This is a genomic window from Clostridium psychrophilum, assembly GCF_018861705.1.
In the GTDB taxonomy this organism is placed as follows: Bacteria; Bacillota; Clostridia; order Clostridiales; family Clostridiaceae; genus Clostridium_AD; species Clostridium_AD psychrophilum.
In genome coordinates this window covers 1-26,766 of the sequence record NZ_JAHLEC010000046.1, presented here as the reverse complement: position 1 = coordinate 26,766, position 26,766 = coordinate 1, and the positions used below count along the sequence as shown (strand labels likewise).

At 28.4% G+C, this 26,766-nt stretch carries 17 protein-coding genes and 1 CRISPR repeat array; all 17 genes read right to left on the bottom strand.

What is annotated here, in order from left to right:
• Window positions 1-1,203: 1,203 nt before the first annotated feature.
• The 17 genes from KPL38_RS11035 to KPL38_RS10970 all read right to left on the bottom strand — a co-directional run bounded on the left by KPL38_RS11035 (window position 1,204) and on the right by KPL38_RS10970 (window position 26,656).
• Window positions 1,204-1,344 carry a hypothetical protein gene (locus KPL38_RS11035; protein WP_216289188.1) on the bottom strand — a complete coding sequence of 47 codons (141 nt, stop codon included), beginning with the start codon at window positions 1,342-1,344 and terminating at the stop codon, window positions 1,204-1,206.
• 731 nt (window positions 1,345-2,075) lie between these two features.
• Window positions 2,076-2,252 carry a hypothetical protein gene (locus KPL38_RS11030; protein ID WP_216289187.1) on the bottom strand — a complete coding sequence of 59 codons (177 nt, stop codon included), beginning with the start codon at window positions 2,250-2,252 and terminating at the stop codon, window positions 2,076-2,078.
• 1,042 nt (window positions 2,253-3,294) lie between these two features.
• Window positions 3,295-9,949: direct repeats of the CRISPR family, unit length 30 nt; unit sequence ATCTACATTCCAATATGGATAGATTAAAAT.
• A 188-nt stretch (window positions 9,950-10,137) separates the two neighbouring features.
• A complete protein-coding gene (gene cas2, locus KPL38_RS11025; protein WP_216289186.1) occupies window positions 10,138-10,416 on the bottom strand; it encodes a CRISPR-associated endonuclease Cas2 in 279 nt (92 codons plus the stop codon).
• Between the two features lie 15 nt (window positions 10,417-10,431).
• A complete protein-coding gene (cas1b, locus tag KPL38_RS11020) occupies window positions 10,432-11,424 on the bottom strand; it encodes a type I-B CRISPR-associated endonuclease Cas1b (RefSeq protein ID WP_216289185.1) in 993 nt (330 codons plus the stop codon).
• Between the two features lie 18 nt (window positions 11,425-11,442).
• The gene (gene cas4, locus KPL38_RS11015; protein WP_216289184.1) at window positions 11,443-11,937 is read right to left on the bottom strand and encodes a CRISPR-associated protein Cas4; all 495 of its coding nucleotides are present in this window, start codon (window positions 11,935-11,937) and stop codon (window positions 11,443-11,445) included.
• 14 nt (window positions 11,938-11,951) lie between these two features.
• A complete protein-coding gene (gene cas3 / locus KPL38_RS11010; protein WP_216289183.1) occupies window positions 11,952-14,177 on the bottom strand; it encodes a CRISPR-associated helicase Cas3' in 2,226 nt (741 codons plus the stop codon).
• A 10-nt stretch (window positions 14,178-14,187) separates the two neighbouring features.
• Window positions 14,188-15,273 (bottom strand): CRISPR-associated protein Cas5, encoded by a 1,086-nt coding sequence (gene cas5 / locus KPL38_RS11005; RefSeq protein WP_216289182.1) that lies wholly within the window; start codon window positions 15,271-15,273, stop codon window positions 14,188-14,190.
• Between the two features lie 2 nt (window positions 15,274-15,275).
• The gene (gene cas7i, locus KPL38_RS11000) at window positions 15,276-16,166 is read right to left on the bottom strand and encodes a type I-B CRISPR-associated protein Cas7/Cst2/DevR (protein ID WP_216289181.1); all 891 of its coding nucleotides are present in this window, start codon (window positions 16,164-16,166) and stop codon (window positions 15,276-15,278) included.
• Window positions 16,156-17,505, bottom strand: a complete 1,350-nt coding sequence (gene cas8a1, locus KPL38_RS10995) for a type I CRISPR-associated protein Cas8a1/Csx8 (RefSeq protein WP_216289180.1) — start codon at window positions 17,503-17,505, stop codon at window positions 16,156-16,158. The genes cas7i and cas8a1 overlap by 11 nt, the downstream gene beginning before the upstream one ends.
• A complete protein-coding gene (gene cas6, locus KPL38_RS10990) occupies window positions 17,502-18,239 on the bottom strand; it encodes a CRISPR-associated endoribonuclease Cas6 (protein WP_216289179.1) in 738 nt (245 codons plus the stop codon). Before cas6 ends, cas8a1 begins: the two co-directional genes overlap by 4 nt.
• 544 nt (window positions 18,240-18,783) lie before the next feature.
• Window positions 18,784-19,176 (bottom strand): hypothetical protein, encoded by a 393-nt coding sequence (locus KPL38_RS19680; protein WP_246577920.1) that lies wholly within the window; start codon window positions 19,174-19,176, stop codon window positions 18,784-18,786.
• Window positions 19,177-19,195: 19 nt separating this feature from the next.
• A complete protein-coding gene (locus KPL38_RS19675; RefSeq protein ID WP_246577919.1) occupies window positions 19,196-19,903 on the bottom strand; it encodes a hypothetical protein in 708 nt (235 codons plus the stop codon).
• Window positions 19,904-19,947: 44 nt separating this feature from the next.
• Window positions 19,948-20,544, bottom strand: coding sequence for a DUF262 domain-containing protein (locus KPL38_RS19670; RefSeq protein ID WP_246577918.1), 597 nt, complete (start codon window positions 20,542-20,544; stop codon window positions 19,948-19,950).
• A 248-nt stretch (window positions 20,545-20,792) separates the two neighbouring features.
• Complete coding sequence (locus KPL38_RS20050) at window positions 20,793-20,915, bottom strand: hypothetical protein (RefSeq protein WP_281419349.1); 123 nt, start codon at window positions 20,913-20,915, stop codon at window positions 20,793-20,795.
• Between the two features lie 955 nt (window positions 20,916-21,870).
• Complete coding sequence (locus tag KPL38_RS10980) at window positions 21,871-22,902, bottom strand: 5-methylcytosine restriction system specificity protein McrC (protein WP_216289178.1); 1,032 nt, start codon at window positions 22,900-22,902, stop codon at window positions 21,871-21,873.
• Window positions 22,903-22,925: 23 nt separating this feature from the next.
• Window positions 22,926-25,334 (bottom strand): AAA family ATPase, encoded by a 2,409-nt coding sequence (locus KPL38_RS10975; RefSeq protein WP_246577917.1) that lies wholly within the window; start codon window positions 25,332-25,334, stop codon window positions 22,926-22,928.
• 206 nt (window positions 25,335-25,540) lie between these two features.
• Window positions 25,541-26,656 carry a DUF6179 domain-containing protein gene (locus tag KPL38_RS10970; RefSeq protein ID WP_312884191.1) on the bottom strand — a complete coding sequence of 372 codons (1,116 nt, stop codon included), beginning with the start codon at window positions 26,654-26,656 and terminating at the stop codon, window positions 25,541-25,543.
• Window positions 26,657-26,766: the final 110 nt, after the last annotated feature.

Below are 26,766 nucleotides of genomic sequence, written 5' to 3'. Positions count from 1 at the left end.
AAAAGCCTTTTTGTCATACCTGCTATTATTTCACTTATAGTATTACATCCAAATAAATACTTTTGTTGCTCAAATATGGGAATTGTTAATTATTGTTTTCCGAGTACACTCGTTTTATATTTGTTAGGGTATGTAACTCCCACTTATAAAAGTGGGAGACTTTCCTTCTGAAATGTCGTTAAAGTTGTTAGTCCGCAATTACTATAAACTTATTGATACTAGATCATGCTTTAAAAAGAAGCTTAGTACTTCTCTGTTCATATCATTTAGTGGATATAAAAAAGTGTTTTTTAACACCTGTAGATTAGTTTCAAATAAATAGTTGACTTTAACTAGCTGGTCTTATATTTAAATATATTTCTTCAATATTGTATAATATTACACTAATTATACCAATCATACAATCATACTATCATTTTTTAGTGTATAGCATATACTGTTACAGTATATACCATGATTATATTTTGAATTTACTAACAGATTTATAATTTATAAATATACAGTAAAATTATGAAATGAAAATTAAATCATCTCCTGCGGAGCTGTAACAGCTCTGAAAGAGCTGCATTAACCACTCCAGAAGGAGATTTACCCCTTTGTAGTTCTCTGGAGTAGATAACAATTCTTAATTGTTATCCCCCCACTGAAGTTTTATTTTGCTAGGGTAGTTAACTCCCACTTATAGAAGTGGGAGACTTTCCTTCTGAAATGTCGTTAAATAATTATATAAAGTACAGATGTAGCAAAGACTTCTATAGAAATGTACATATCTTCTAGAGAAAATGAAAATATATTAAATAAATCTTATCAAATAAAGGTATTTTACCTGTAGATGAAGATATTAGTGGAAATATTAATGTTAAGGAAAATTATCATGTACATAATGGTACTGTAGTTGATGCTACAAAAAAAACCATTTTTCAAATTATACTAAAATCAAATAGACTCAATCTAAGTGGCAAAATTGGTATAACTAGAAATTAAAGCATATTAATATATGCATATTTATGAGCATAAGATTACTCTATTTAACCTATCTCTTAGATTTCTCTATGAAATAGACTTTAACATTTATATATATTTTATTTTTAATAACAAACATAATAAAAAACACTGGAAGACGTGAACAAATAATATCTCCATTCGGATACATAAGATAGCAAACATAAACTAGGAATTATTAATGTTCCTAATTATTATATTTTATATTCTTTCTGCCAAATCGTAGTTATTAGCAACTTGTGTTTTGACTTCTAAATCTCGAATTTTTTCTCCATATATTCTGATTACAAAATATTCAACATTTACTAAAAAACTGCTTCCGCTATTGGAAACGCTATACATATTCCAGCTAATCCATTTAATTCACTTAAAATAAATGCCAATGGTAATAAAATAATAATCTGTCTTGCAAAAGATATGTATATGTTAATCTAAAAGTAGTACTCCCCCAATTTGGGTGAAATCAAGATACTTATAATAAAATTAAATTTACTGCCCAATATTTTAAAATTCTATTGGTAATTATTACAAAAGTGGTTTTATTATCTCGTAGCGATGCTTCCATATAAGTTACAATTATATGGAAGCATCGAAATGGACTTAAATTCATTCTTTCCAGCCGAATATGTAATTAGTGAAGTAGATACTATTCAAAATAGTATTATGCTAAAAATTAGCATAACAAATTGTTCTCCATTTGTTAATGCCCGCTAGGAGATTTTCCGAAGAAGCCTGTGACTGAGGTTGCTAATGTCTTTAAAATGAACTATAAATTCAGAATTTTTTATGAATTCACCTAGATCTTCTTTTAATCGGAAATATGAATTATCTCTATAAAGATCTTCTCCAAAATTTAAGAATGCCTTTATTGAATTATATTACAACTACAAAAAAACTGCTGAATTGTATATCTCGGTAGTTTCATTATTGGTTTTTTCCAAATTCTTTTATTTTTAATTCCCATCAAATGTCTCATTTTCGTCAGGCTAACTTTCACTCTTTATTTAGCTGGCTCTGCAGATTTCATAGGATGTAACTGGAAGTTACCTCCTTTCTAATAAAATCAATAATACTTAGTTCACTTTCAATATTTTTTCATCTAAAAATATTGGATCTATAAATTTCAAACTGTCTATAGGTAATTTCCCTCCACTTTTCTTTAAAAGTTCAAATGCATCATATTTTGCTAATATTTCTTTTACATCTTTTCTTCTCTTATCTGGTAGCCTACTTGAAAAGGCAGGAAACATATCATAACTTTCATAAACTTCATTTATATTTGCAAATGCTATTAATGGTTGAAACCCATTTTTAATTGCATTATCTAACTCTTTAATTCTATATCTAAATTCATACTTACCATTTTAGATAACTCTCCAATTATATATATATTTTTAGTCTTATAGTCTTTCCAAATTAAATAAAGATATTATCTATTATTAATTTCACTCATTACATATACACACCCTTAGGAAACTTAAATGTCCCTTTTGCTTTGTTTCAGAATTAATAAGCATACGTATGTCATTCACCTCTTAATTCTTATATCTATTCTAGATTGTACCTTAAATTCAGACTTAATCCCATATTAATTATATTATTAATAAAATTTGTGTAGGTTAATAATCTACATTTTCATTTGAAATCATATTTTAAGAGATATATATTTTTTATATAAAAAAGCCTTGAAAGTTATAGTATTTAACTATATCTTTTATAAACTTTACCGCCCTTTTTTTAAGGTTCTCCTAATTGCGGACATCCCTCCCAATCTTAATTATTCTCCCCATTACATCCCTAGGTCTTCTATTAAATTCTTCCTACTAAAATTAAATAAAGTATCGTTTTACTAAACATTTATTTTATCTACTTTTAATTATTTTCATTTCTTAAATGCCAAAGATCTCAATGTCTCTGCTTTATTACCTTTTTTCAGAGGGCTGTCCAGACCCAATAGAAGAAACTCGAAATAGTTTCTTCTACCTAACAGCATAAATAACATAAATAACATAAATAACATAAAATACTATCACATCACGTACATCTTCTTCACTTTAGTATATGGTAATTGTATTATAATTAAGGATAATTTTTATTGGGTTATTTAATATATTTACCTTACGTACTTAGGTCTAGATATGCTTTAACGGATTCCCACTGTATGGAAATCCCTTCTATAATACTTTCTGTTTTTACATTCTTTTTAAGATATTTTTATTTTATTCATTTTAACAATTATTCCCAAGCGTCAGGTACCTTACATAGTTTTGAAGCAAACAAACTATGTTACTAATCTACATTCCAATATGGATAGATTAAAATCTGTAGTTATTACCGCTTTTATAACATTTAATATTGATCTACATTCCAATATGGATAGATTAAAATTAGCCAGGACTTATTTGGATAGTTCTTTATATAGTTATCTACATTCCAATATGGATAGATTAAAATTTTATTTTTGTATTTGTATATATTTGCCTTTATTATATCTACATTCCAATATGGATAGATTAAAATAGGCACTTATACAATTTAGTACATAGAACAAATGAAATCTACATTCCAATATGGATAGATTAAAATAGGGGCTTGAAGCAAGAACGGGTAAATACGTACCAACATCTACATTCCAATATGGATAGATTAAAATTGTTACAAATTTACCTAAGTTCTGCATAACTTTTGAATCTACATTCCAATATGGATAGATTAAAATGTGATGTGATGATACTTAATGATGTATGGTTTAAAGATCTACATTCCAATATGGATAGATTAAAATGAACTTAGGTAAATTTGTAACAATGGGGCTAATAAAATCTACATTCCAATATGGATAGATTAAAATTGGTATGACGATATTGTTCTATCCATTGTATTACTATCTACATTCCAATATGGATAGATTAAAATTATTGCATCTCCCTGTGCTATTTCTATTTCCGTTTTATCTACATTCCAATATGGATAGATTAAAATACAGATGAGTTATTCATATCCACAAGTGTTGACCCAATCTACATTCCAATATGGATAGATTAAAATTACACCCTCTGCAGTCAAACCATTGGCCTGTACTACATCTACATTCCAATATGGATAGATTAAAATGAATCAGCAAGTAGGTTTTTAGACTATGACAAGACGTATCTACATTCCAATATGGATAGATTAAAATACACATTAGTTCTCCATTGCTACTCATGCTAGGTGTATCTACATTCCAATATGGATAGATTAAAATATGCGCTTGTTGCTGTAGTCGCGAGCCAAGTTGCTAATCTACATTCCAATATGGATAGATTAAAATTCTTCAACCCAGTGGGTTGTATGGCACTACGGAATAATCTACATTCCAATATGGATAGATTAAAATTAATATCTCATACTTGCCAGTTATAATATCATAATCGATCTACATTCCAATATGGATAGATTAAAATGTTAGGTGATATGTTAGGGAAATTAATTTGTGCGTAATCTACATTCCAATATGGATAGATTAAAATTCTTTGCCTGTCCATCCTCTTTGTACTCTATTCCACAATCTACATTCCAATATGGATAGATTAAAATAGCTATGATAATAGACAAATTAGCAGAACAATAATATATCTACATTCCAATATGGATAGATTAAAATGTGCATTTATATCGACTGTAGTTTCAACAACTCTTAATCTACATTCCAATATGGATAGATTAAAATTAGTCATTCCCCAAACTGCTCCTGTTTCATATTCAAGATCTACATTCCAATATGGATAGATTAAAATTAAACAACCAATAACAATCCAATTAGTCTTAAGCAAATCTACATTCCAATATGGATAGATTAAAATTAATTTATCATTTTGCATTTTATTAATAATTTCTTGATCTACATTCCAATATGGATAGATTAAAATCTTCATTTACTGGCAACCAAAGTGTACAAATATACAAATCTACATTCCAATATGGATAGATTAAAATGCCACTGACTCTATTTACAACCTTTGCCCATGTATGATCTACATTCCAATATGGATAGATTAAAATAAGTGCTACAGAACAGTCACTATACGCTAATACAAGATCTACATTCCAATATGGATAGATTAAAATTAATGTTACCCAAATCTTTGTACCAGGTCCAACCTGATCTACATTCCAATATGGATAGATTAAAATCAACATAACCGCCACCTTTTGCCATACTGCGAAGCCCATCTACATTCCAATATGGATAGATTAAAATGGGTAGTTAATGGGCTTGCAACAAGCATGAATCCAATATCTACATTCCAATATGGATAGATTAAAATATACCTTTGCCGCTGCCATACCTTACAATTATTTTGATCTACATTCCAATATGGATAGATTAAAATCATGGTATAAAGCAGTTTTAAATCTCCGCAAATAAAATCTACATTCCAATATGGATAGATTAAAATAATCCTGTTATTTGTTTTAATCTCATTATTTCATCAATCTACATTCCAATATGGATAGATTAAAATGTTTTTGATGGGTAGATGCCTTGTAAATCACACTAATCTACATTCCAATATGGATAGATTAAAATCAATACATCGGAGGTGCTAATAAATGAATTTAGATAAATCTACATTCCAATATGGATAGATTAAAATTCTTGCAAAATTTGATATGAAATTTCCTCTGCTAAAATCTACATTCCAATATGGATAGATTAAAATAAACATAGAAAGTACTAGTATAACGCTATCAATTGAATCTACATTCCAATATGGATAGATTAGAATCAATAATATAAATCCTTTATACGTTGATACAGTGGGAATCTACATTCCAATATGGATAGATTAAAATATGAAGTATATACAAAGACTAAGCTATATTCAAAGATCTATATTCCAATATGGATAGATTAAAATCATAATCCCTAATGTATATCTATTTGCGATTATTTAATCTACATTCCAATATGGATAGATTAAAATTATCATTTATATTTTTATCCAAATGTGCCTCAATGCTATCTACATTCCAATATGGATAGATTAAAATCCATAATCGACATTATGCTTAAGTTTGTTACGCTGTATCTACATTCCAATATGGATAGATTAAAATTACTTTTAGTATTAAATACTTCAACTAATGTACTTAATCTACATTCCAATATGGATAGATTAAAATATACTGTATTAACGAATGCATGTATGCCCAAGTCCTATCTACATTCCAATATGGATAGATTAAAATTTACACTACTTTTTATAACATTAGGCTGTGGAGGTTGATCTACATTCCAATATGGATAGATTAAAATTATCAAATAACGGTGTGGCCGTATGCAAATTTAGTAATCTACATTCCAATATGGATAGATTAAAATATCATTCCTTCAATAGTGTTCATCAATACTGCTCTTATCTACATTCCAATATGGATAGATTAAAATTAAAATCAATCATACTAACTTCTTTAGATAAATTTATATCTACATTCCAATATGGATAGATTAAAATTGGAATGAGTGTTACTTTAATACCCGATATAGCAAAATCTACATTCCAATATGGATAGATTAAAATCACACCATGCCTGTCTTGGCTTGTTAAAGTAAACATATCTACATTCCAATATGGATAGATTAAAATCTAAATATCTCCATATATTCAACTCCTTTCAATAAAAATCTACATTCCAATATGGATAGATTAAAATCTTTATTTTTAGTACCTTTTCGTCTGCCTTGTCGTCTATCTACATTCCAATATGGATAGATTAAAATTTTATTGTAGGTTTATTTAAATATTCATCTATCTCATCTACATTCCAATATGGATAGATTAAAATAAAATCAACTTTATTAGTCAATACTTCTATTTCTTCATCTACATTCCAATATGGATAGATTAAAATCATCAAATACATCACTACACGTTGACTCATAGCTTTCATCTACATTCCAATATGGATAGATTAAAATTATCAACAATAGATGAAGGCGAAGGACTGTGCTATATATCTACATTCCAATATGGATAGATTAAAATCATCGATTGATAGCGTTATACTAGTACTTTCTATGTTATCTACATTCCAATATGGATAGATTAAAATACTTTCTAGTTGCGTGTATTCTTCATCAGTAAGTGAATCTACATTCCAATATGGATAGATTAAAATGGTTTTATATATTGCCACTGGTGTAATACCTATTAATCTACATTCCAATATGGATAGATTAAAATTAAAAATAACTATCTATGGAAGGATAGACAAGAGATAATCTACATTCCAATATGGATAGATTAAAATTAGCCCCTAAAGGCATTAATCTAGTGATTACTGTAGTATCTACATTCCAATATGGATAGATTAAAATACGGAGTGGCATGGACTGCATGCAGCGAACTAGCAAGATCTACATTCCAATATGGATAGATTAAAATTATGGTTTTTTAGTAATATGTTTTCCAGTTTTAACTATCTACATTCCAATATGGATAGATTAAAATGGTATTAGTTATCTATTATTAGTGTTTTGTAGCTCTATCTACATTCCAATATGGATAGATTAAAATTTTCGAGCATATCAGCGTCAAGCCTATCAATGTCAAATCTACATTCCAATATGGATAGATTAAAATTGCTAGGTATAAAATATTTTAACCTCTCATTTTTGAATCTACATTCCAATATGGATAGATTAAAATCAAATGAACTCCTACATTATCTTTACTCATTCTAAAATCTACATTCCAATATGGATAGATTAAAATCTGTTCATTTATTTTATATTTTTCGTCTTTTACATTAATCTACATTCCAATATGGATAGATTAAAATTATATATCTTTATGATTCATCATTATAGAATATCTAATCTACATTCCAATATGGATAGATTAAAATTGGATTATTTTTTTCGTTTATGACACATTTATATTTATCTACATTCCAATATGGATAGATTAAAATCCATCCTTTCATCTATTGTTTTATCTATTACAGACACATCTACATTCCAATATGGATAGATTAAAATATTATCTTATCTGTCAGATACATTGCCGTACTTGCTATCTACATTCCAATATGGATAGATTAAAATAAATTTGCATCCTTATACCATAAATACAATGTACTAATCTACATTCCAATATGGATAGATTAAAATCTATTAATTTAATCCAATTAGCAAATACTGGTATTAATCTACATTCCAATATGGATAGATTAAAATAGTCTTAACTGTTGGGTTTATAGTCGACACAATCTATATCTACATTCCAATATGGATAGATTAAAATAATTCTATGTATATGAACCAAAACAAAGACTTATTAATCTACATTCCAATATGGATAGATTAAAATTACTATTAGACCAATAACCCTTGGCATTGAATTTATATCTACATTCCAATATGGATAGATTAAAATCGCATAATATATATCCGTTATATTACTAGTATTCATATCTACATTCCAATATGGATAGATTAAAATCCTCACAAGCCATAACACCGACTACACTGTTACCATCTACATTCCAATATGGATAGATTAAAATTAGATGAAATATTAAACAAAGAAAACGAGAATAATTATCTACATTCCAATATGGATAGATTAAAATTAGATGAGGGACATGGTGGCTCCGATTGCGGAGCGGTATCTACATTCCAATATGGATAGATTAAAATGATTCATGCTCATGCGTGTGCGTAGGTTGTTGCGATATCTACATTCCAATATGGATAGATTAAAATTACTTGACTTTTCTTCGCTCTCTCTCTAATAGCGCTCATCTACATTCCAATATGGATAGATTAAAATTAGTACACTACTTAGTTCTATGGTGATATTAAGTAAATCTACATTCCAATATGGATAGATTAAAATTGCACTACCTACTACACTTCTATATCGCATCATTGTATCTACATTCCAATATGGATAGATTAAAATCTTATTTATCAAACAATAGAATCTTCAGTACTAATTAATCTACATTCCAATATGGATAGATTAAAATCACACGACTGATGATAATGATAGTACATGATGTAGAATCTACATTCCAATATGGATAGATTAAAATCCTTATGAGAATAACTTTAACGACTGCATCTACTTCATCTACATTCCAATATGGATAGATTAAAATTTAGTAGTCCACCTTATGAGAATAACTTTAACGACTGATCTACATTCCAATATGGATAGATTAAAATTTGTAGGCGAGAAGTTAAGCCAATGTGCTAAATTTGGATCTACATTCCAATATGGATAGATTAAAATCTTTATTTGTATATGGCAAAGAAGGTTAGCACTAAAATCTACATTCCAATATGGATAGATTAAAATCATCAGGAATAACAGTTCCTACAATATTAAAAGGTTTATCTACATTCCAATATGGATAGATTAAAATCCAGAAGCATTAGGAGCATATTACTCATTAAATACAAATCTACATTCCAATATGGATAGATTAAAATACTTGCATAGTATGGGTGTATTATATAAATATACCAATCTACATTCCAATATGGATAGATTAAAATAAACTTAAATGTAATGTATGATTTACTAAGAGCAGAATCTACATTCCAATATGGATAGATTAAAATGCTAAAAATTGATGATGAAAAGAAACACTTAACAAGATCTACATTCCAATATGGATAGATTAAAATGAATACAAAATAGTGGTATTAAGTTGATAAGTAGTAATCTACATTCCAATATGGATAGATTAAAATAGATTCACTCAAGAGGAAGTAGCTGAACTAATTGAAATCTACATTCCAATATGGATAGATTAAAATTTTTATCCTATTTATGACTGGTCTGTAGATGATATTATCTACATTCCAATATGGATAGATTAAAATGTTATAATTGCTCTTAACCCTCCAATACTGGGTTTAATCTACATTCCAATATGGATAGATTAAAATACGTTTGCCCTTCACTCCCCTATTATTGGGCATTTGAACCTTAGTTTTTGTCGATGTCCTCTTATTTTATATATTATTGAAATAATAATATATAAATATAACATTTTGATGAACCAAAGCCTTAATCCTCAATGATTTGTCGTACCCCCGGTTAATTTACACTATCTCACATCGACAATGAATTAATTTTAATAAAAGTTAGACAATGCATCATCTTTTATACCCCAAAATTCCTTATCAAGCCATCTTTCATTTCTACTCTTAAATATTATCACAGAATCTAAATCTTTTCTAATAAATTTATTTAATTCTGCATTTAATTTTGTTATCTGACCTGGTGTTATTTCACCTTCAAACACTGAGTTTTGAATATGTGTCAAATATTTTTTGCAAATTTTATATACTCTTCCCAATGTTTTTTGTCCATTTTCATTACCACTTATGTCATAAACCAAGACAACATACATTGTATTAAACTCCTCCTACCACCATATTTTGAAACCATCATACTCTTTTTCACCCATTATATGTTTTATTAATTTATAACATTCAAGCCGTATTAGATGTTGATATGTAACATCTTTTGATAATTCCTTATGATAAATTGTAGTTTTTAGCATTTCATCGAACTTCATTGATATCGTTCTAGATGCATCTTTGGTTAAATGAAGATAATTTAAATCTTTTGTAAAACAGCTTGGTGTTATTTGATTCTTATTTAATAATGAAAAGATTATCCTATCACCCAAAATCGGTTTAAATACCTCCGCCAAATCCAAACTTAATGAAAATCGCCTTACCCCCGGTTCATGAAGATAACTAATAGTAGGGTTAAGTTGTGTTCTATATATTTCTCCTAGTACTCTTGTATACACTAATCCATTAACAAATGAAATCATAGTATTAATCATATTATCAGGAGGATTTTTTACTCTTTTTTCAAAGTTTATTTTTTGATTAACAATAGTATTCCATGCTGAATAATACTGCTTTCTAATATTACCCTCAACACCCATTAATTCATTAATACTTTCTGTTTTTAATATTTTTTTTCTTAGAGATTCTATTTCTTTCATTGGCTTTTCTACATCTTTGCCTCTACCATTATAGTATCTTAAATTTCTATAAATATTTGCAGCCGCAGCATCTATAAATTTTCTTGCTATGCAAAGTCTTTTTTGATTATCTTCATAGTGCCTAACTTGTTTTACTAACAAATTACCAGCTAGTAACGCTTCTTTAGGATAAAAACTACCTGTATAGAAACTATAATAATTGAAGAAATGTATTGGAATTTGATATTTTGATGCAAAATTTATAAATTTCGTGTTAAATGTCATTTCCGACATAATATATATGTCTTCAACTTGTTCTATGGGAATATCTCTTGTTTCATGTTCACTATTTGTAAATTGTAGTGTATTGTCTTTTCTGTGTATCTCACCATTATTATATATATAAAAGCTTCGTTTCAATCTGACTCCTCCCTTTAATTAAATATAACATAATTCAAAATATGCACAGCTCTTACAAATCCTCTTCTTCTCAAGTATTGGCGGCAAATAAGTATTTACAATCTGTTTTATATCTATTAAGACGGATTCTATATATTTTTCATCCTCCGCTGTCAATTCTACATCAATATTTTGCTTTAAAAGTGGGTAGTCGATCTTACCCTTAATACCTTTTACTCCCTTTTGTTTTAGATAATACAAATAATATTTCACTTGCATTATTCCAGCCTCTTCTATTTTTTTACTCTTTTTAACTTCATGTAAGATTCCTTTACTTTTTATATAATCTATACTAATAACATCGTCTATATTAATGTGTTTTTCTTCTCTTTCATAAGCATTTTCATCTAAAACCTTTCCTATTTGTACGTTCTCATTATCTGCTTCCATTTGTATCTGATTGTAAAAATACCATAATTTTCTTTTACAAACAATATAATAATAAATCATCATACCAGTGATTGGCTTATCCACAACAAACACTCCTTTTACATGAAATTATCAAAATTATCTTCTAATCCCTTTACCTCTTCTCTTGTTAATCTTATAAAGCCTAACTCGTTATACTTACAGTTTACAACATTTACAAACTCATATCTACTTAGTTGAACCTTCTTAATAATTGCATTTGACCCTTTAAAATATATATCATATATACCAACGGGCACAGTATATTTCTTGATTTCTTCTTTTAAATTTATTTTTTCTAATTTTATTTTCTGCTTTTCTTCTTTTTCTAATTTGGGATTTACAGATCTTAGCAGTTTTTTAGAGTTTTCATCTATTTCACTTTTATGCTCTTGGTAAATTTCCGTAGGTATTACATCATAAGATATAATGTTTCTTAACTTCACATTTTCTTTTTCTATCTCATAAGGAGGTAAATCAGCTATCCACTTTGCAAATTTGTTATAATTAAATAAATAATCACTGCCTTTTAAATTTTCTGTTGTTAACCATGTATTTATAATATTAATTTTATGCTCCTCGGTCAGTAATCCATTTATATCTTTTAAAGCATTTCTTGATATTTCATATATTTTACTATCAATAAACCCTTTGGTACCATTTGTTAAAAGATTATTGTCTATATCTAAAAACACAAAACAATTAGGTTCATCTATAGCTTTTATACCTTTTCTATTACATCTACCCAGTCTTTGAAATAACCCACTTATATCCGAAAGTTCTGTAAATAAATAATCAAAATCAATATCTAAACTAGCTTCTACAATCTGTGTAGATATCCATATACATGTACCTATATTTTCAGTCTTTCCAATATCTAATATTTCTCTTTCCTTCGTTGCCCTCTCACACTTTATAAATTTACTGTGAAGTATATTTATATTTTCTACTCCTTTTTCCAATAGTTCTTTGTAGATTTGTTGAGCTTTTTTAACAGTATTGCAAACTACAAGTATTTTATTACTTATACCTTGTTCCCTATTGTATTCAAATTTATTATATATACTTTCTGTATTAATTTGACTATTATAAACCCTTAAATTATGCCTTTTTATATCATTTATGAATGTTTTTTCTTCAAACTCAATTGGGTTTTCTCCCGTTTTTAATAAATCCCTTATAAATGGGGCTAATGTTGCTGTTAGAATTGCAATCTTTCCTCCAAATTTATTTACTGTTTTAATGCCATAAATTAGATATGCAAGCAAATCAGCTCCATACATTTGGATTTCATCAATAACAATTTTAGAATAGGATAATGTAGCAAGTTTAAGTTCATATCCTTGATATTTAAAAACAAAATCAAATAATTGATCTAGTGTTGAAATGCTCAGCGGTATGGAAAGCTGCTTACTCTGATTATAATAATCCATAATATCCATTAAATCATTTTTATCGTTATTATAATAACTTAATGAATCCGAATGGAGAAGTGCTAATTTAGTTTGGATATGGTTTTCATCTAAGATTTCTTCTTTAATTCTTTTATATATAGAATTTATAGCTGTTTTTAATGGTAATATGAAAAAGCCTTTATTGTTTCCAATCCAATGAAGTCCTGCTTCTGTTTTACCCATACCTGTTTGGGCAACAACTACAATATTGTTATTTGTATTTTCCTTGCAAAATTGCTGAAGCTCATTCCAGTCTAAACTAGTTTTTTTACTTTTCCATTTTTTTAATAAGTTATCAAGACCATCATTTAGGAAATCATTTTTATACTCAATTGGGATTTCTCCACTTGCACTATAATCACACTTGTGTAAATATCCTTTTATAAGAATTGCATCATGGTTTTCTGTTATTTTATTTATATTTTTTGTAGTACTTCTTTTTACTGCATTAATTTTGAATTCACTTAATAGGCTATTTATTAATTCTTTATTCTCCTGATTTTCTATTATTCTAATGTTATCACAATAATTATGGTGATTTAAAACAGCAAATCCTACCTTATAATAATCTTCTTTATTCTCAAATTCATTTTTATCTATAAAATACAGGGATAACACATTATGTGCTATCTCTGTATTTTCATTGAATTTGGTATTATTCATTATTCTTTTTTGAAATTCTCTGTTTGCTTTGCCATAATCATGATATTCACAGGCAATTTTAGTTAGTTCATATATATGTTCTTCTCTTATATAGCCCAAATTTTGTAATACATCAAGATTTCTTAATAAATCATCAGTGTGTTGCCTTATTGTCTTGTCTGGCTTTGCTTTGTAATTGGATAAATCCATACCATCACCCCTAATTAAAATTAACTATATATGACTTTTCTTTACCAATATCAAAATAAAGAGTATCACTTCCCGCTTCTGCAGAATAATCTGAGGTGTAGACAACTTTCTTTTTTTCAAAAATTCGTTTGTTATCCTCTATAATATAGTTTTTATTTAGGTAATACTTTGTACCATCTGCTGAAGTTCCCGTCTTTGATTGTAAATTTATATTCTCATTTTTTATAAGTTCGTAACTTATATATGCAGAATACTCACTGATTACTTCATCTTGATCTCTAATTTCATCTACAACATCTACAAAACGGGCCTCTCTCACATCCACAAAATCTTCACTTCTACCAATTGACTTTAAATTATATATATTATCTTTGATTTCAGTAAGTGTATTTTTATCACTTTTTATATGAAGTATTAATTCTACATTGTTTAACACTTCATAATATTTTAAAGAAGTTGTAAGACTTGCAAATTTTGAAATTGGTTTTTCATATTGTTCGGTTTTGTACTGCTTTAATTTTTCTTTAATTGTTTTTTCTAGTTCCTTTATTTCTTTTTCTCTTTTAGAAATTAATTTAAGCATTGTCGAATTTCCATCACATTTTTTCTTTTTATTCACTAATGTTTTTTTGCGTTTTTTAGTAAGACATAACACCTTGTCAATTCTATCTTTTTTAAATTTCGCAATTTTTTCTGACAAATCTTTAAGACCCCGGTACTCTTCTAGCAACCCTTTATTCATAACCTCTATTGTAATTCCTTTTTTAAAGCTATTACCAGTTGATGCCTTTGCTTTTGCAACCCTATCAAATGCAGTTGATAAAAAACTTTGATTTTTCATTTTTACTAAAATTCCTCTATCATCCATAATTGAGTTCAAAAAACAATAATCTGTATAAGGCTCTTTGTGCATAGCTTCATATTTTCCCTGAATACTAATATCCATTGGGTGGTACTCTTTATAATCACAAGCACTGTGTAATGCTCCAATTACAGTTGAAAATGGAGGAAGCGGATAGGTCATTTTATTTAAAACTGTTTCCTCCTTTTTATAATTTGCACTACTTTGCGTTAGTATAATTCTTAAAACTTCCATACCTACACCCCATAATATACATTAACTTGTTTCCTTAAATCATCAAAAAATTTAGTAACACTAATCAGTGGTAATTCATTTTTAATTTCAGTTTCATTTTTAAAATTGCCACCTTCAAGTAATGCTACATTACACCCTTTTGCAATTCTATCTTTTAAGTCTTCTGTAATTAACAGTTTGTCCTCTTTCACCTTTACTACATTCTCAAAATAATGAGTTTTTCTATCAGTTAATCCGCCTACAACAAATAGGGGCTCTGCATTGTCTAAATTTCCTTTTACTACTAAATTAAGAGTTTCAATTGTATTTAATATAGAATTAACTCTATCTGCTTTTTCTTTAGCATCCGCTTCTGGTGTTTCAAAATTTTCATCCTTTCCTATCATTTCAAGATCAATGGTTATACTATACATTTTCATAGTTTTGTCATACTCATATTGGTATGGTATAAGTCCACATTTTCCAGCATCTACCTGTAAATTCAGTTTATTATTTTTTGCAAAATTTGATGCAAGATACAAATTATTATGGAATCTTGTTTCATTTACAAAATCATCACAAGCAATTGCATCAGTTAAATAAAAAGAACTCTTTCGGATGTATGTAGTATCAGTTGTGTTCATATATCCACCCTCTAAGGCTCTACAATTTGTGGCATTAAGCTCATCTGATACTACCTTTTGATTTACTTTTTTATCTACCACCGTTTGAAGATCTTCATACATACCACTTTGGACCATTATAGCGTTTTTAAGACTCTCTCTACTTCTTGTTGCGTAACTCTTACCATTTTTAAATACTTTTTGAACACTTGATATATTCCCAAGTCCCTCTCCATAATTGGATGTCATATTTGCTAGAACTGTAAGTGTTAATGCTTTTTTATTTTCCATCTTTATCTCCTCCATTATCTTTGTTAGACTCATTATTAAGTGCATTTATAAATGTATAAGCTATATTTTTATTTTCATCAAAATCCTCAAATAAGTCATATGCAAAATCAAAAATAACCCCTGAATAAGATGATAATTGTAATAATATTTCACAACATCTTTCATAATCTTTAAAGGTAATTGCACTGATTAGCTTTTGTTTGTAACTATTAACTTTATTTTCTGGAATTGCCTTCATTACTCTTTTAGCACTTCCATAAGCAGATTTCATTTGCTTGTCCATTTTGTCCCCTCCATAAATTAATTTATTAATTTTTATAAGTGTTTTGATATTATATGTGTAATTAAATTTAGATTTTAGTAATATTTCTATTAATGCATCTAGTTTAATGTTATTCAAAATGTTATCCGTTACTATTTTCTCAAAATACATGTAATAATTGTCATTAACTTTATATTTCATTTTAATAGCTTTATAATTTTCAATTTTCATAAAAATCTTAATAGCATCCTTTCTTATATAAAGGGTTTCAAAATAATCAACATCTCTATTTTTAATAATTACCTCTACATCAAAGTCTATAAAACCACTCGAATCTTTAAGATCACAGAATAAAGTACTTCTGGGATTGTCACTATCACTAATTAAATTATTCGTATCAAAAAGTTGTTTTATTGAATAGTTATTATTTATAAAGAAACCTTCGTATGACCTTGAAAATGCAAATGGAATAAAATCAAATTCCTTTTCATCCTCAGCTTTATATGTTTTAAAATCCCAATTATAAGAAATAGATTTACCCTTTTTAGGTATGTCTATATTATAATTTTGTATTCTACAAATACTACCTTCTTCTGCAAACAAACTATTCACATTTGCAAAATTTGCATACAAACTTTGTCCGCGCCTGTATGTTTCTTTTACCAATAACAGTCTATTTTCATTGATCTTCTGTAAAATAATATCTTTATTTTCACCGAAAAATTTAATCTCACCAAAAACCTTTTTCATAATAGCATTAGCTTTTAATTTATCATTTACTAATTTTATTTGTTCCTCAGTGAATTCACTATTATTTAATACTTGCTCAATTACCTTGTGATGCATAGCACTTTCAAAATAGTACTCAACAAATAGCAAATATCTCTGCTCTGTAATTTTCTCGCTATTATATTTTATAACATCATCATTAATTTCATATAAATCACACTCTACCTCGTCACCCTTCGCTGCAAGATAATTAAAATATTTTATAAGTCCCACTATACTTGCATTATATCTCCAATCTGAGGTTTCTATTTTAGTGTTATATTTTTCATTTTCTATTATGGTTTTCATAGCGTCCCCTTCCTCATTATTTCAAACATCCCAAAACCAGCTGAAGTACGACTACCTATGCCATTTGTATATAAATAATTAAGCAATGCTATATTGCCTGTCAAACTAAACATACCTATTGTACATTCTACAAATTGTGAATGGTGTCTAACCACAGTTTTTTTACACTTCACTGGAAGTATAGAAAATCCATCTGCAATCGACGGAGGTAGAATATTCGAATTAGATATTTGAAATTCTAATACCTTATTAAGCGCTAAACAAAAACCTTTTTTTTCATAAGAATAATATGTGTCTTTGTTATTTTCTCTGCTATGCTCTCTCACACACAAAGGAGCTCTAAATATAATATCAATAACATCAGTTGTAATGGCAACCTCTTTTTCTATCAAAATATCTTTTATAATCATTTCATTCTCATATGCTAAAGGATAGGCTTTATTTTTCTGCATTGATAAAGCATTAAAAAATACAATGCCAGTTCCTATATCACCTGTACTAAATGTAATACTAATTTTTTTAATTGGCACTAATATCTTTTCTTTTGTAAATTTACTACCTGGAATACCCACTGCAAATGTAAATGGCTTGTCCTTTCCTAATTCATAATAAGTAGTAAAATATTTACCATTATCATATAAAGTCAAACTATGTTTAAAAAAACTAATTACAGATGGTTGGTAATCCAAAGGCAAATACTGATTTTTTAACTCTAGTTCTATTTTAAATCTCATTGTTTTCTCCTCCTTAAATTTATGCTTATCTAACTTCATACTAGCCAATTGATTATCCTTCACGTCCAAGTAAAATATTATTTTTCTAAAACAAACATGCCAATACTACAATCTTATATTTTTCAATTAAACACCTTTAATATTATAATATTTCAACTATTTTTCAGAATATTTAAGAATGCCTTTTCTACAAATTATCTATACTTGAATCTCTATATTCTTTAATATTTAAATATTTTTTCCAATTATTAATTGTAATTCTACACATTAGCCCGTATATCCTTCTTTTATACATAAATATAAGATGCTACCAAATACTTAATAATCTAATACATGACAAAAAATTTTAAATGAAAATATGAAGAAACACCAGAAATTTTTTCTGATGTTTTAGATTATTAAACAACTTAAAACTAATTTCTTTAGCATATGTCTCTATTTTTCTATTTATAAAAAGCCACAATTACTCCCCTGACCATTTAGTTTTCTACGCATTTTTATCAATTGTCTACTTGTAAACCTTCAATATTACTTGTCTTTCAAATTATAATTTTCCCCAGAATGCTGTAATTGTCTCTGTACTATCTCTATTAGATATTGTTTTACCCATTGCAGCACCGATAAGATCTAAAAGAGCCTTTGCTCTATATACAAAGAATACATCAAAGTCATCTGTTCGAATCATTAATGTATCAATCTTGTGACTTGTTATATACCTATCTAAATCGTCCACAATAACTGTACTATCATTTACAATTTTATTTAAATACTTACTTGGAGCATTACCCTCTAATATACGATTGGTTCTCGCAAACAATGGTGTTTTATTTACAATAGAATTCCATTTTTCTCTCTTGTAGCCTTTCAATTCACAATAAGCACGTGGAAATATATGATGTATATCGGTATTCTCATCTATGAACGTTGTAAAATCCATAGCACTCCCACTAATAAAATCATAACAACCCTCTTTTAGAATAAGAGCCATTACTCCTTTTATAAGCCGCACTTAGTCTAGTTTGCAGTGATATTAGACGTATTGGATTAAAATATGCTCTGATTATTGTATCTGGTTCCTTCCCACTTTCATTTATCCATGACATAAGGCCAATAACATCGAGTGCATACCTTGTTTCATTAGCTCCACCGTAAATTTCTCCGAAAACACCACACCAATACCATTGAGCTATTTTGTTTTTTACTGTGCCATTATGCACCTTTCCTCCTAATAGTGTAAACACTGCCGCCATTGGAATTAGCTGCGTACTGTATGGCAAATCGCGTTCAGAGAATATTCGTTGCTCTAACAAAAACTTTGCCGCCTGTATAAATCCTTCTGTTAATGGTTCACAATTACATTTGTACTCTTGAAGATTTAAATTAAGCACATCTTTTTTCTTACAGCTTACTGCAGTTCCTCTATTTTTATGATGATTAAAACCATTTAGTAAAGTCATTGATGTTAAAAAATCAGTTGCTGTTACATTTTTTAAAACTAATTGCTTATTAAGAGTTTGTTTTCTTTTTTCCCAGTCTTTTCTAAGTTCATAATCATCTGCTGCAAACGTAGCTGTAACAAGTTCAAAGACTGTAAGTGCTACTCCGCCAGTATTTACATTTTCAAAAACTTGGCATACAGCTTCTTTGGGGATTGCTTTATTCAACGTGATAACTGGAACTTTATAGGATTGAATTGGTACTAATGCGTCTACCGTGAACCTAGCATACTGTTCTTTTGATAATCATTTTGCCACATTACACAAGCCATAAGATCATAGACGATATTAAGAAGAAACATATGATTTTCAAACTCCTTTTCACGAGTTGATAAATCTAAATCAACTGTTTTACCAAAGTTGGACTTCAATTTCCTCTCTTCCGGTATTGATAAAATTGCATCAACTCTATCAATTTGTGGATTTAGACAATCTTTTATATTTAGGTAATAAAATCTTTTAATTTTAACTTTCTTCTCAGTTATTGTTTCCACTACATTTTTACTAAACATAGCACAGAAAATAGAAGTTAACCGCTGTTGTCCATCTAATACAAGCTTATCTGGTCTTGTAACCAAATCTACCCCTTTAAATATTCTATACTTAAACCTTATATTATCACCACCATATTCAAGAAACATTACTGCCCCTACTGGATGAGAATTAGATATAATGGCTATAAGTTCCTTTATACGATAATTATCCCAAACCCAACCACGTTGAAAATCCGGAAGCTGAACATCAGCTTTGGAAATTGAGTTTAGAATATCTGATACACTTATATCATTTGAATGAAAAGAACTTGACATCACTTTTGCTCCCTTTTTCCCTTATATTTTATATTTATTCCATCATATTACAATATATACTCCGTCAACATGAACATTAATAGACCACCCTTTAATATAAATTGCTCACAATACTTTGAAATAGACAATCTATATAATATTCTTTTTGCATATATAACAGTAATACCGAATTAAAACTTCTTTTTTCTTTCTTTGCTATATTCGCAAGTCTCGCTCTTACCGATGCCGTAATGTCTTTTATCTGCTTTTTATACAAGCACCTCCAAATACTGTTTTAGTATCTTTTGAACTCTACAAACTTCAGCATATTTCATTAATTTATTAAAGTTTTTATCTTTTCTTTTTATATACCCATTAATTCCTTCCTTCACAATATCAATTCCAATTTTATTCCTGTTTCTTATGCAATCACATATTGTCTTTTCTATATCATATATTTTAATTAAATTACCTTCTATCTCTACATTGCTAATGCCTGTTTTTAACTGTTTTTGTGAAAAACATACAAGTTTAATTGGTGGATACTCAGGAATTACTACCTTACTGTCTCTATCAATAGCAATCTCATACTGCCAGGGGTTAAGAGTTGTTAAATCATAATAAGCTAATGCAGAAGTAAGACATAATACCCCCTGAGGAACTATTTTAAATACATCAACTAGTTCAAAATTGTAATGAAAATCATATTCTCCCCACTTATATAACCCTTTTTTTATTTTTAAAATAATACCAGCCTTTTCAAGTTTACTAATATAGTACCTATTTATCCCTTTACCTGATATTTATTTTGTAGTTGCATAACCTTTATTCTTAAAGAATAGCTCTTTAATTTCATCTTTTATTACTTCATTCATATTCACACCTCTTTAACAAATACTCTACACTTATTTAAATATGTACCATCTGTTAAAACAATTGTATATTATTTCTAATTAATTTTCAATAATAATTTAATTTCAATAAATATTAGAATTGCTACTGGTCCTAAAGTATATGCAAAACTAAAATGAAATCAAAGAATTAATTCTTTAAATCTGCTTTACCAACATTTCAATTACTAGGCTTTATTTGGTGAGACTGGATTTATTCGGACACACTACCAATCGATTCGTAGTGTGGTGTATAACCTATTCTAAGCTGGGCTATATTTCGTAATCCCTTGTATTTCAACGCTTAATCAATATTAAATTTTTTTTGATTAATATCCTCACCTAGTGATATCTTACAAGTTTTACTAATCTTTTCCTTATTATTCATAAGAATATCTAATATTTCTTATTTATTAAACATACTTTCCACCTATATTTAGACATTGTTTTATCGTCCTTATTTTATAAAAGATAATAATCTATCAGATATATCTTTCCATTCTGCATCAAGGTTCAGTGTTTTGATATAAATCTTTTTCCCACCAATTGGGAACTTCGCATTTATCTCTTTTTCAATAGTCGGATACAATAGTGTTCCATTTATTTCGCCTAAAAAATTACTATTATTAACATATGCAAGGATTTGAAACAAATGGCTGGTACGAACTTTTTCAATATCAGCCCTATAGCTTGTAACTAGTGTTTCTGCATAATATTTTGTATCAATTATTAGTTGTGTATTTTCAATTTTATTTTCAATTACTATATCCGTTCTCATCTCCGGAAGCAGAAGTAAATCTTCTTCGCTAACCGTCTCATCCAAATTCCATTTAAGTTTCGGAGCATGAACATTGTATTTTTTCACATCTAAATGTGCACTATAGAAATTTAATACAAATTTTTCGTAAAGTTTTGCCATCTGTCTATCGCGTACAAAATCGGAAAATAAAATTTTATTGTCTTCCTCAGTGGTAATTAACCCTTTATAAATCAATTCACTAATATTTATTAACATTCGATAGTGATAATTATTTCTATTGTATCTAAGTGAAGAAAATAATCCCTTTGATAACTTAATCTCTTGTATATTTGAGAAACTAAACCGCAATTTTACCAATTTATTTCTTAAAATAGTATCTAACTGAGGTGACTTTATTAACATACTAATAGTTGTTTTTACAATTTGATTTAGCCTAATGTTTTCTGAAAAATTATCATGCTGGCATATCACTCTTCCATGCCTAAACGTCTGATACTTCAATGAATCCTCCATATTAATTTTGCCTTTAATTGTAGATAACATCTCATTTTCTCGAATATAATAACTATTGAGACCTCTTTTAATCAGACTAACAGTCCCATTGATATATATTTTTGAAAGTAAGTTATAGATATTATCAAACTTATCACTACCTGCAAAAATACTATCAGATTGTTCTAACACATTCCATGCATAGCAAAGCATATAATATATATTTTTTATTGGCATTTGAGGTTTACTACTCATGCCCATCAACTTAACAGTTCTTCAATATAATCTTTGGCCTTTTGTTCTTCATCAAACCAATATTCCTTAATAAGTGGTTCAATTTCATACTTTATTACTTCCTCATACCATTTATCAGAATTTACATAATCACAAAAATAACTATGTCCAATTCTAAATCCCTTACCTAAATTAACATCTTTTTCAATTTCTAAATTAATGCTTCCAATTTTCATTCTTATCTTTTTAATTAACTCCTTGCTGGCTCCTTGCGATAAAAGATGATTTTTAAATGATTCTGTCTCAAATGCAGGTTCAAGTTCAACGAAACAGAACCTTCTTCTCAGAGCATAATCAATCATTGCCAGACCTCTATCTGCAGTATTCATCATTCCAATAATATATAAATTCTTAGGTACATAAAATGGAATATCAGAATATGTTAGAATTAGTTCCTCGCCACGATTATCACTTTCTATGAGCATCATCAATTCACCAAATACTTTGCTCATATTACCACGGTTAATCTCATCAATAATAAAATAGTAGTTATCATCTGGATTTTCTGCTGCTAATCTACAGAACTTATAAAATGGTCCTTCTTTTAGCTCAAAACCCAGTCCATTAGGCCTATATCCCATAATAAAGTCTTCATATGAATAGCTTTGATGAAATTGGATCATCTTTATTCTTGATGTATCCTTTTCTCCCATTATAGAATATGCTAGCCTTTTAGCTGCATAAGTTTTACCTACACCAGGAGCTCCTTGTAAAATAAGATTCTTCTTTCTTATCAATAATGATTTTAGTGTTTCATAAGTGTCCTCACTAATAAAAACATCTGTCAAAAAATCTAGTTTCGTATAAGAATCATACTCTACTTGCGGTGGTATTTCTATCTCAGGAACAGTTATTCTTGTTACAGTTTGTATTGCACCATTCCATGCCTTATAAGACAACTCTGGAAAAGAATGTACCTGATATTCCTCCTCCTCAAATCTCTCCTTCATAAACTTAATAAGAGAAATATAATCTGTACCCGTACACATTTTTTTTGGAGAATTGAAAATAGCCTTTACCTTCAACTTATCTATTAAATTCGTTCTTGTATTACTATCTAACGTTAGATAGTCTAAAGGCCTAATCCAGTATAATCCAAATGTAATATTCCATTGGATACCATATTGTTCAATAACCCTATCATATATTTTAATAAAAGCATTTTTGTTTTCATCTGTATTATTATTTGCAAAATCAATTGCAATATTAAATAGCTTCCATAAATTATCAATATCCCCTTCTTGTCTGTGTTCCCCATCTCCAAAGAACCATGCTTTCATATTATTCACCACCGGAATACCATCAAATGAAGTAGGCACACTTTCTTTAACTTGAAGAAAGTCAGCGAGTTCTTCCATTATTAATGTTCTATTTTCATTAGTAATTCCTTTATTAAACAATCCAAATACAGTAAACGGGCAAATATCATTTAACACTGCCTCTGTGCCATCAGATCTTTCCTTTCTGAGAGGGTTTTTAATATTAATTTTATTAAATATCTTATTAAGACCACTCAACAATTCTAAGCGGTTACCTTTATACTTTAATAACGCTTTAGCAGTTGCCTCATAAAATTCTATCCATTCATATTTATTGTCTGCTACACTTCCAAACCTTCCCTTCCAAAATGGGTCATTAATGAACTTATCAATATTCTGATTAGCTTTATTAAACGTAAAGTCTATTAGATTTTTTTGCATCCAACCATCTTCTTTGGTTACTTTCCAAATGGTATTTCTGCTAGTATAAAAATACCATTCTCTTAATGGATTAAGCATTTGCCATTCAACAGATACCTTATGTCCATCATTAAAATTATGAGTTACAATCCCTATTGCCTTTATTCCCATTACAGACGTCACATTTCCATGATTGTCAAATGGAAGCTTGTACTTCCTTGTATACGAAGATTTTATTGCTATTTTATCTCCTATACTTATAGAATTTACGAGTTCGATATATTTATCTTTATAGCCATTCTCCCATATCCCATCATCCCTAAAACGTTGAATTTGATCTACACCTTCAAAGGTAGCTCCAACAAACCATGCCACTATTCCTTCGGAAATCCTTGATTTCAAAAATTCTTCATACATTTTTATACTAGCTGACAACTGACCATTCCCAAACTTTTCATTAACTCGTTTAAAATCTTTATTACTTTGTATTATTTCCTTAGCTGTCTTAAATTCGTCTAATGACGCAATAGAAAATAAGTCACTTTTTTCTAAGTTCAGATTTTCAATATCACTACATGCATCTTTAAGTACATTTATGTATTCCTTTTGTGTTTTCTGTGGATCTAATTTTTCAGTACTTTGAATTTTGCCAACCATCCACTGCTCAAATTCATCTTTTAAGTATACATCATTCATATCATAATCCTCCATACTGTATTTATGATTTTATGGTTTCTTCATCAACATCTATATTATATTTTCTCTACCTTACTTTAGAATTTAACATTTTATTTTATTTTAAAATCTTTATAAAATTCATTTTATCATATCTTCGCCACTAAATTAAGGTAATAATGTCATATCTATTTTTCTAACTTCTCAAGTCTTTATTTAACTACACTTCAATTCAAGTTAATTTTTTTAGATAACTCTCTAATGTTTTCACTTCTAGTTAAATCAATTTCTTCTAAGAAACAATTAAACTTTTTATGCCATTCCTTTTCGTCCTCTATAAATAGATAATTTGAACCTATCATATATGATAATACCTCTTTTAAAAGTAGCGCAAGTTCCACATCCTCGAATGATTGAAATACCTCAAATAATTCATCATCAAATATACAATTACCCTCTAAAATGTCAATCAAATCAATAATGCTATGAATTTCTCTTTTAATTATTGTTATTTTATCCTTTACAAATCTACATACTCTAATTTCCCCGGCAATACTTCTGAATAATTCATCATCCATCTTAACACCATCTTCAAATTGAAAGCTTGGTTGTGTGAAATTTCCTTTTAAAGTAATAAATACTGAATCCAATTGGTTATTGTCCATTGCCTTTTTTAATCGCCCTGATAAACCCATTAAAGTTGATGTAATGTATTTTTGTTGCAAGCTCTCTGAAATATTAAACTCTTTGCAGAGTTGTATTGAAACATTTTGGAGCATTATGTCCAAATTATCTTTTGAGAGATTCGATAATTTTTCTTGCAAACACACTCTGTCTGATGGTTCAATATTAAGCTTAAAAATATTTTTGTTTACTAATAAAGAACCTGCTAAGTTTGTTACCACGAGTCCGAAAATGTTTATAAGTAAGTCTTTATAGTGTTCATCGTACCCTAGTAACAAACAATGAATGTCATGATCAGTAAAGTTCTTACAAAATTGATTTTCAAAAGACAGTTTTTCCAGATAACTATTTATGTATTCTATTCCAACCAGTTCCATTTTATCATTGCTTAAGGGGTAATCAATTGATGCAGGAGTATCCTGGGCAGCAAATTCAACATCATATGTGGAAAAGAAAATTTCTATTCCCTTCTGTATTGTATCGTTATAAGCAATATTATCTGTGATGATGATATCATTTTGTATTTCATAAAATATTTCTTTGATACTACTTAGTTGTGCTTCTATTAATCTCTTTCCATTCTGGTACAATTCAATTATAGGTTTTTGTTTAATTATCTCTATGCTCCTGTCTGTATCTTGAACACTTTTTAGATAAATGTTGATTTACACTTTATCTTATCCTAACATTTACAAATTAATTTATCCATTCAAATAACTAAACTGCACATTCATTTATCCAATCTACAAAATAATTTAACCAGACTTTA

Coding starts and splice junctions, on each gene's coding strand:
- KPL38_RS11035 (WP_216289188.1), bottom strand. CDS start 1,344: ATGTATAGCGTTTCCAATAGCGGAAGCAGTTTTTTAGTAAATGTTGAA.
- KPL38_RS11030 (WP_216289187.1), bottom strand. CDS start 2,252: ATGTTTCCTGCCTTTTCAAGTAGGCTACCAGATAAGAGAAGAAAAGAT.
- cas2 (WP_216289186.1), bottom strand. CDS start 10,416: ATGTATGTTGTCTTGGTTTATGACATAAGTGGTAATGAAAATGGACAA.
- cas3 (WP_216289183.1), bottom strand. CDS start 14,177: ATGGATTTATCCAATTACAAAGCAAAGCCAGACAAGACAATAAGGCAA.
- cas5 (WP_216289182.1), bottom strand. CDS start 15,273: ATGGAAGTTTTAAGAATTATACTAACGCAAAGTAGTGCAAATTATAAA.
- cas7i (WP_216289181.1), bottom strand. CDS start 16,166: ATGGAAAATAAAAAAGCATTAACACTTACAGTTCTAGCAAATATGACA.
- cas8a1 (WP_216289180.1), bottom strand. CDS start 17,505: ATGAAAACCATAATAGAAAATGAAAAATATAACACTAAAATAGAAACC.
- cas6 (WP_216289179.1), bottom strand. CDS start 18,239: ATGAGATTTAAAATAGAACTAGAGTTAAAAAATCAGTATTTGCCTTTG.
- KPL38_RS19680 (WP_246577920.1), bottom strand. CDS start 19,176: ATGGATTTTACAACGTTCATAGATGAGAATACCGATATACATCATATA.
- KPL38_RS19670 (WP_246577918.1), bottom strand. CDS start 20,544: ATGTCAAGTTCTTTTCATTCAAATGATATAAGTGTATCAGATATTCTA.
- KPL38_RS10980 (WP_216289178.1), bottom strand. CDS start 22,902: ATGCCAATAAAAAATATATATTATATGCTTTGCTATGCATGGAATGTG.
- KPL38_RS10975 (WP_246577917.1), bottom strand. CDS start 25,334: ATGAATGATGTATACTTAAAAGATGAATTTGAGCAGTGGATGGTTGGC.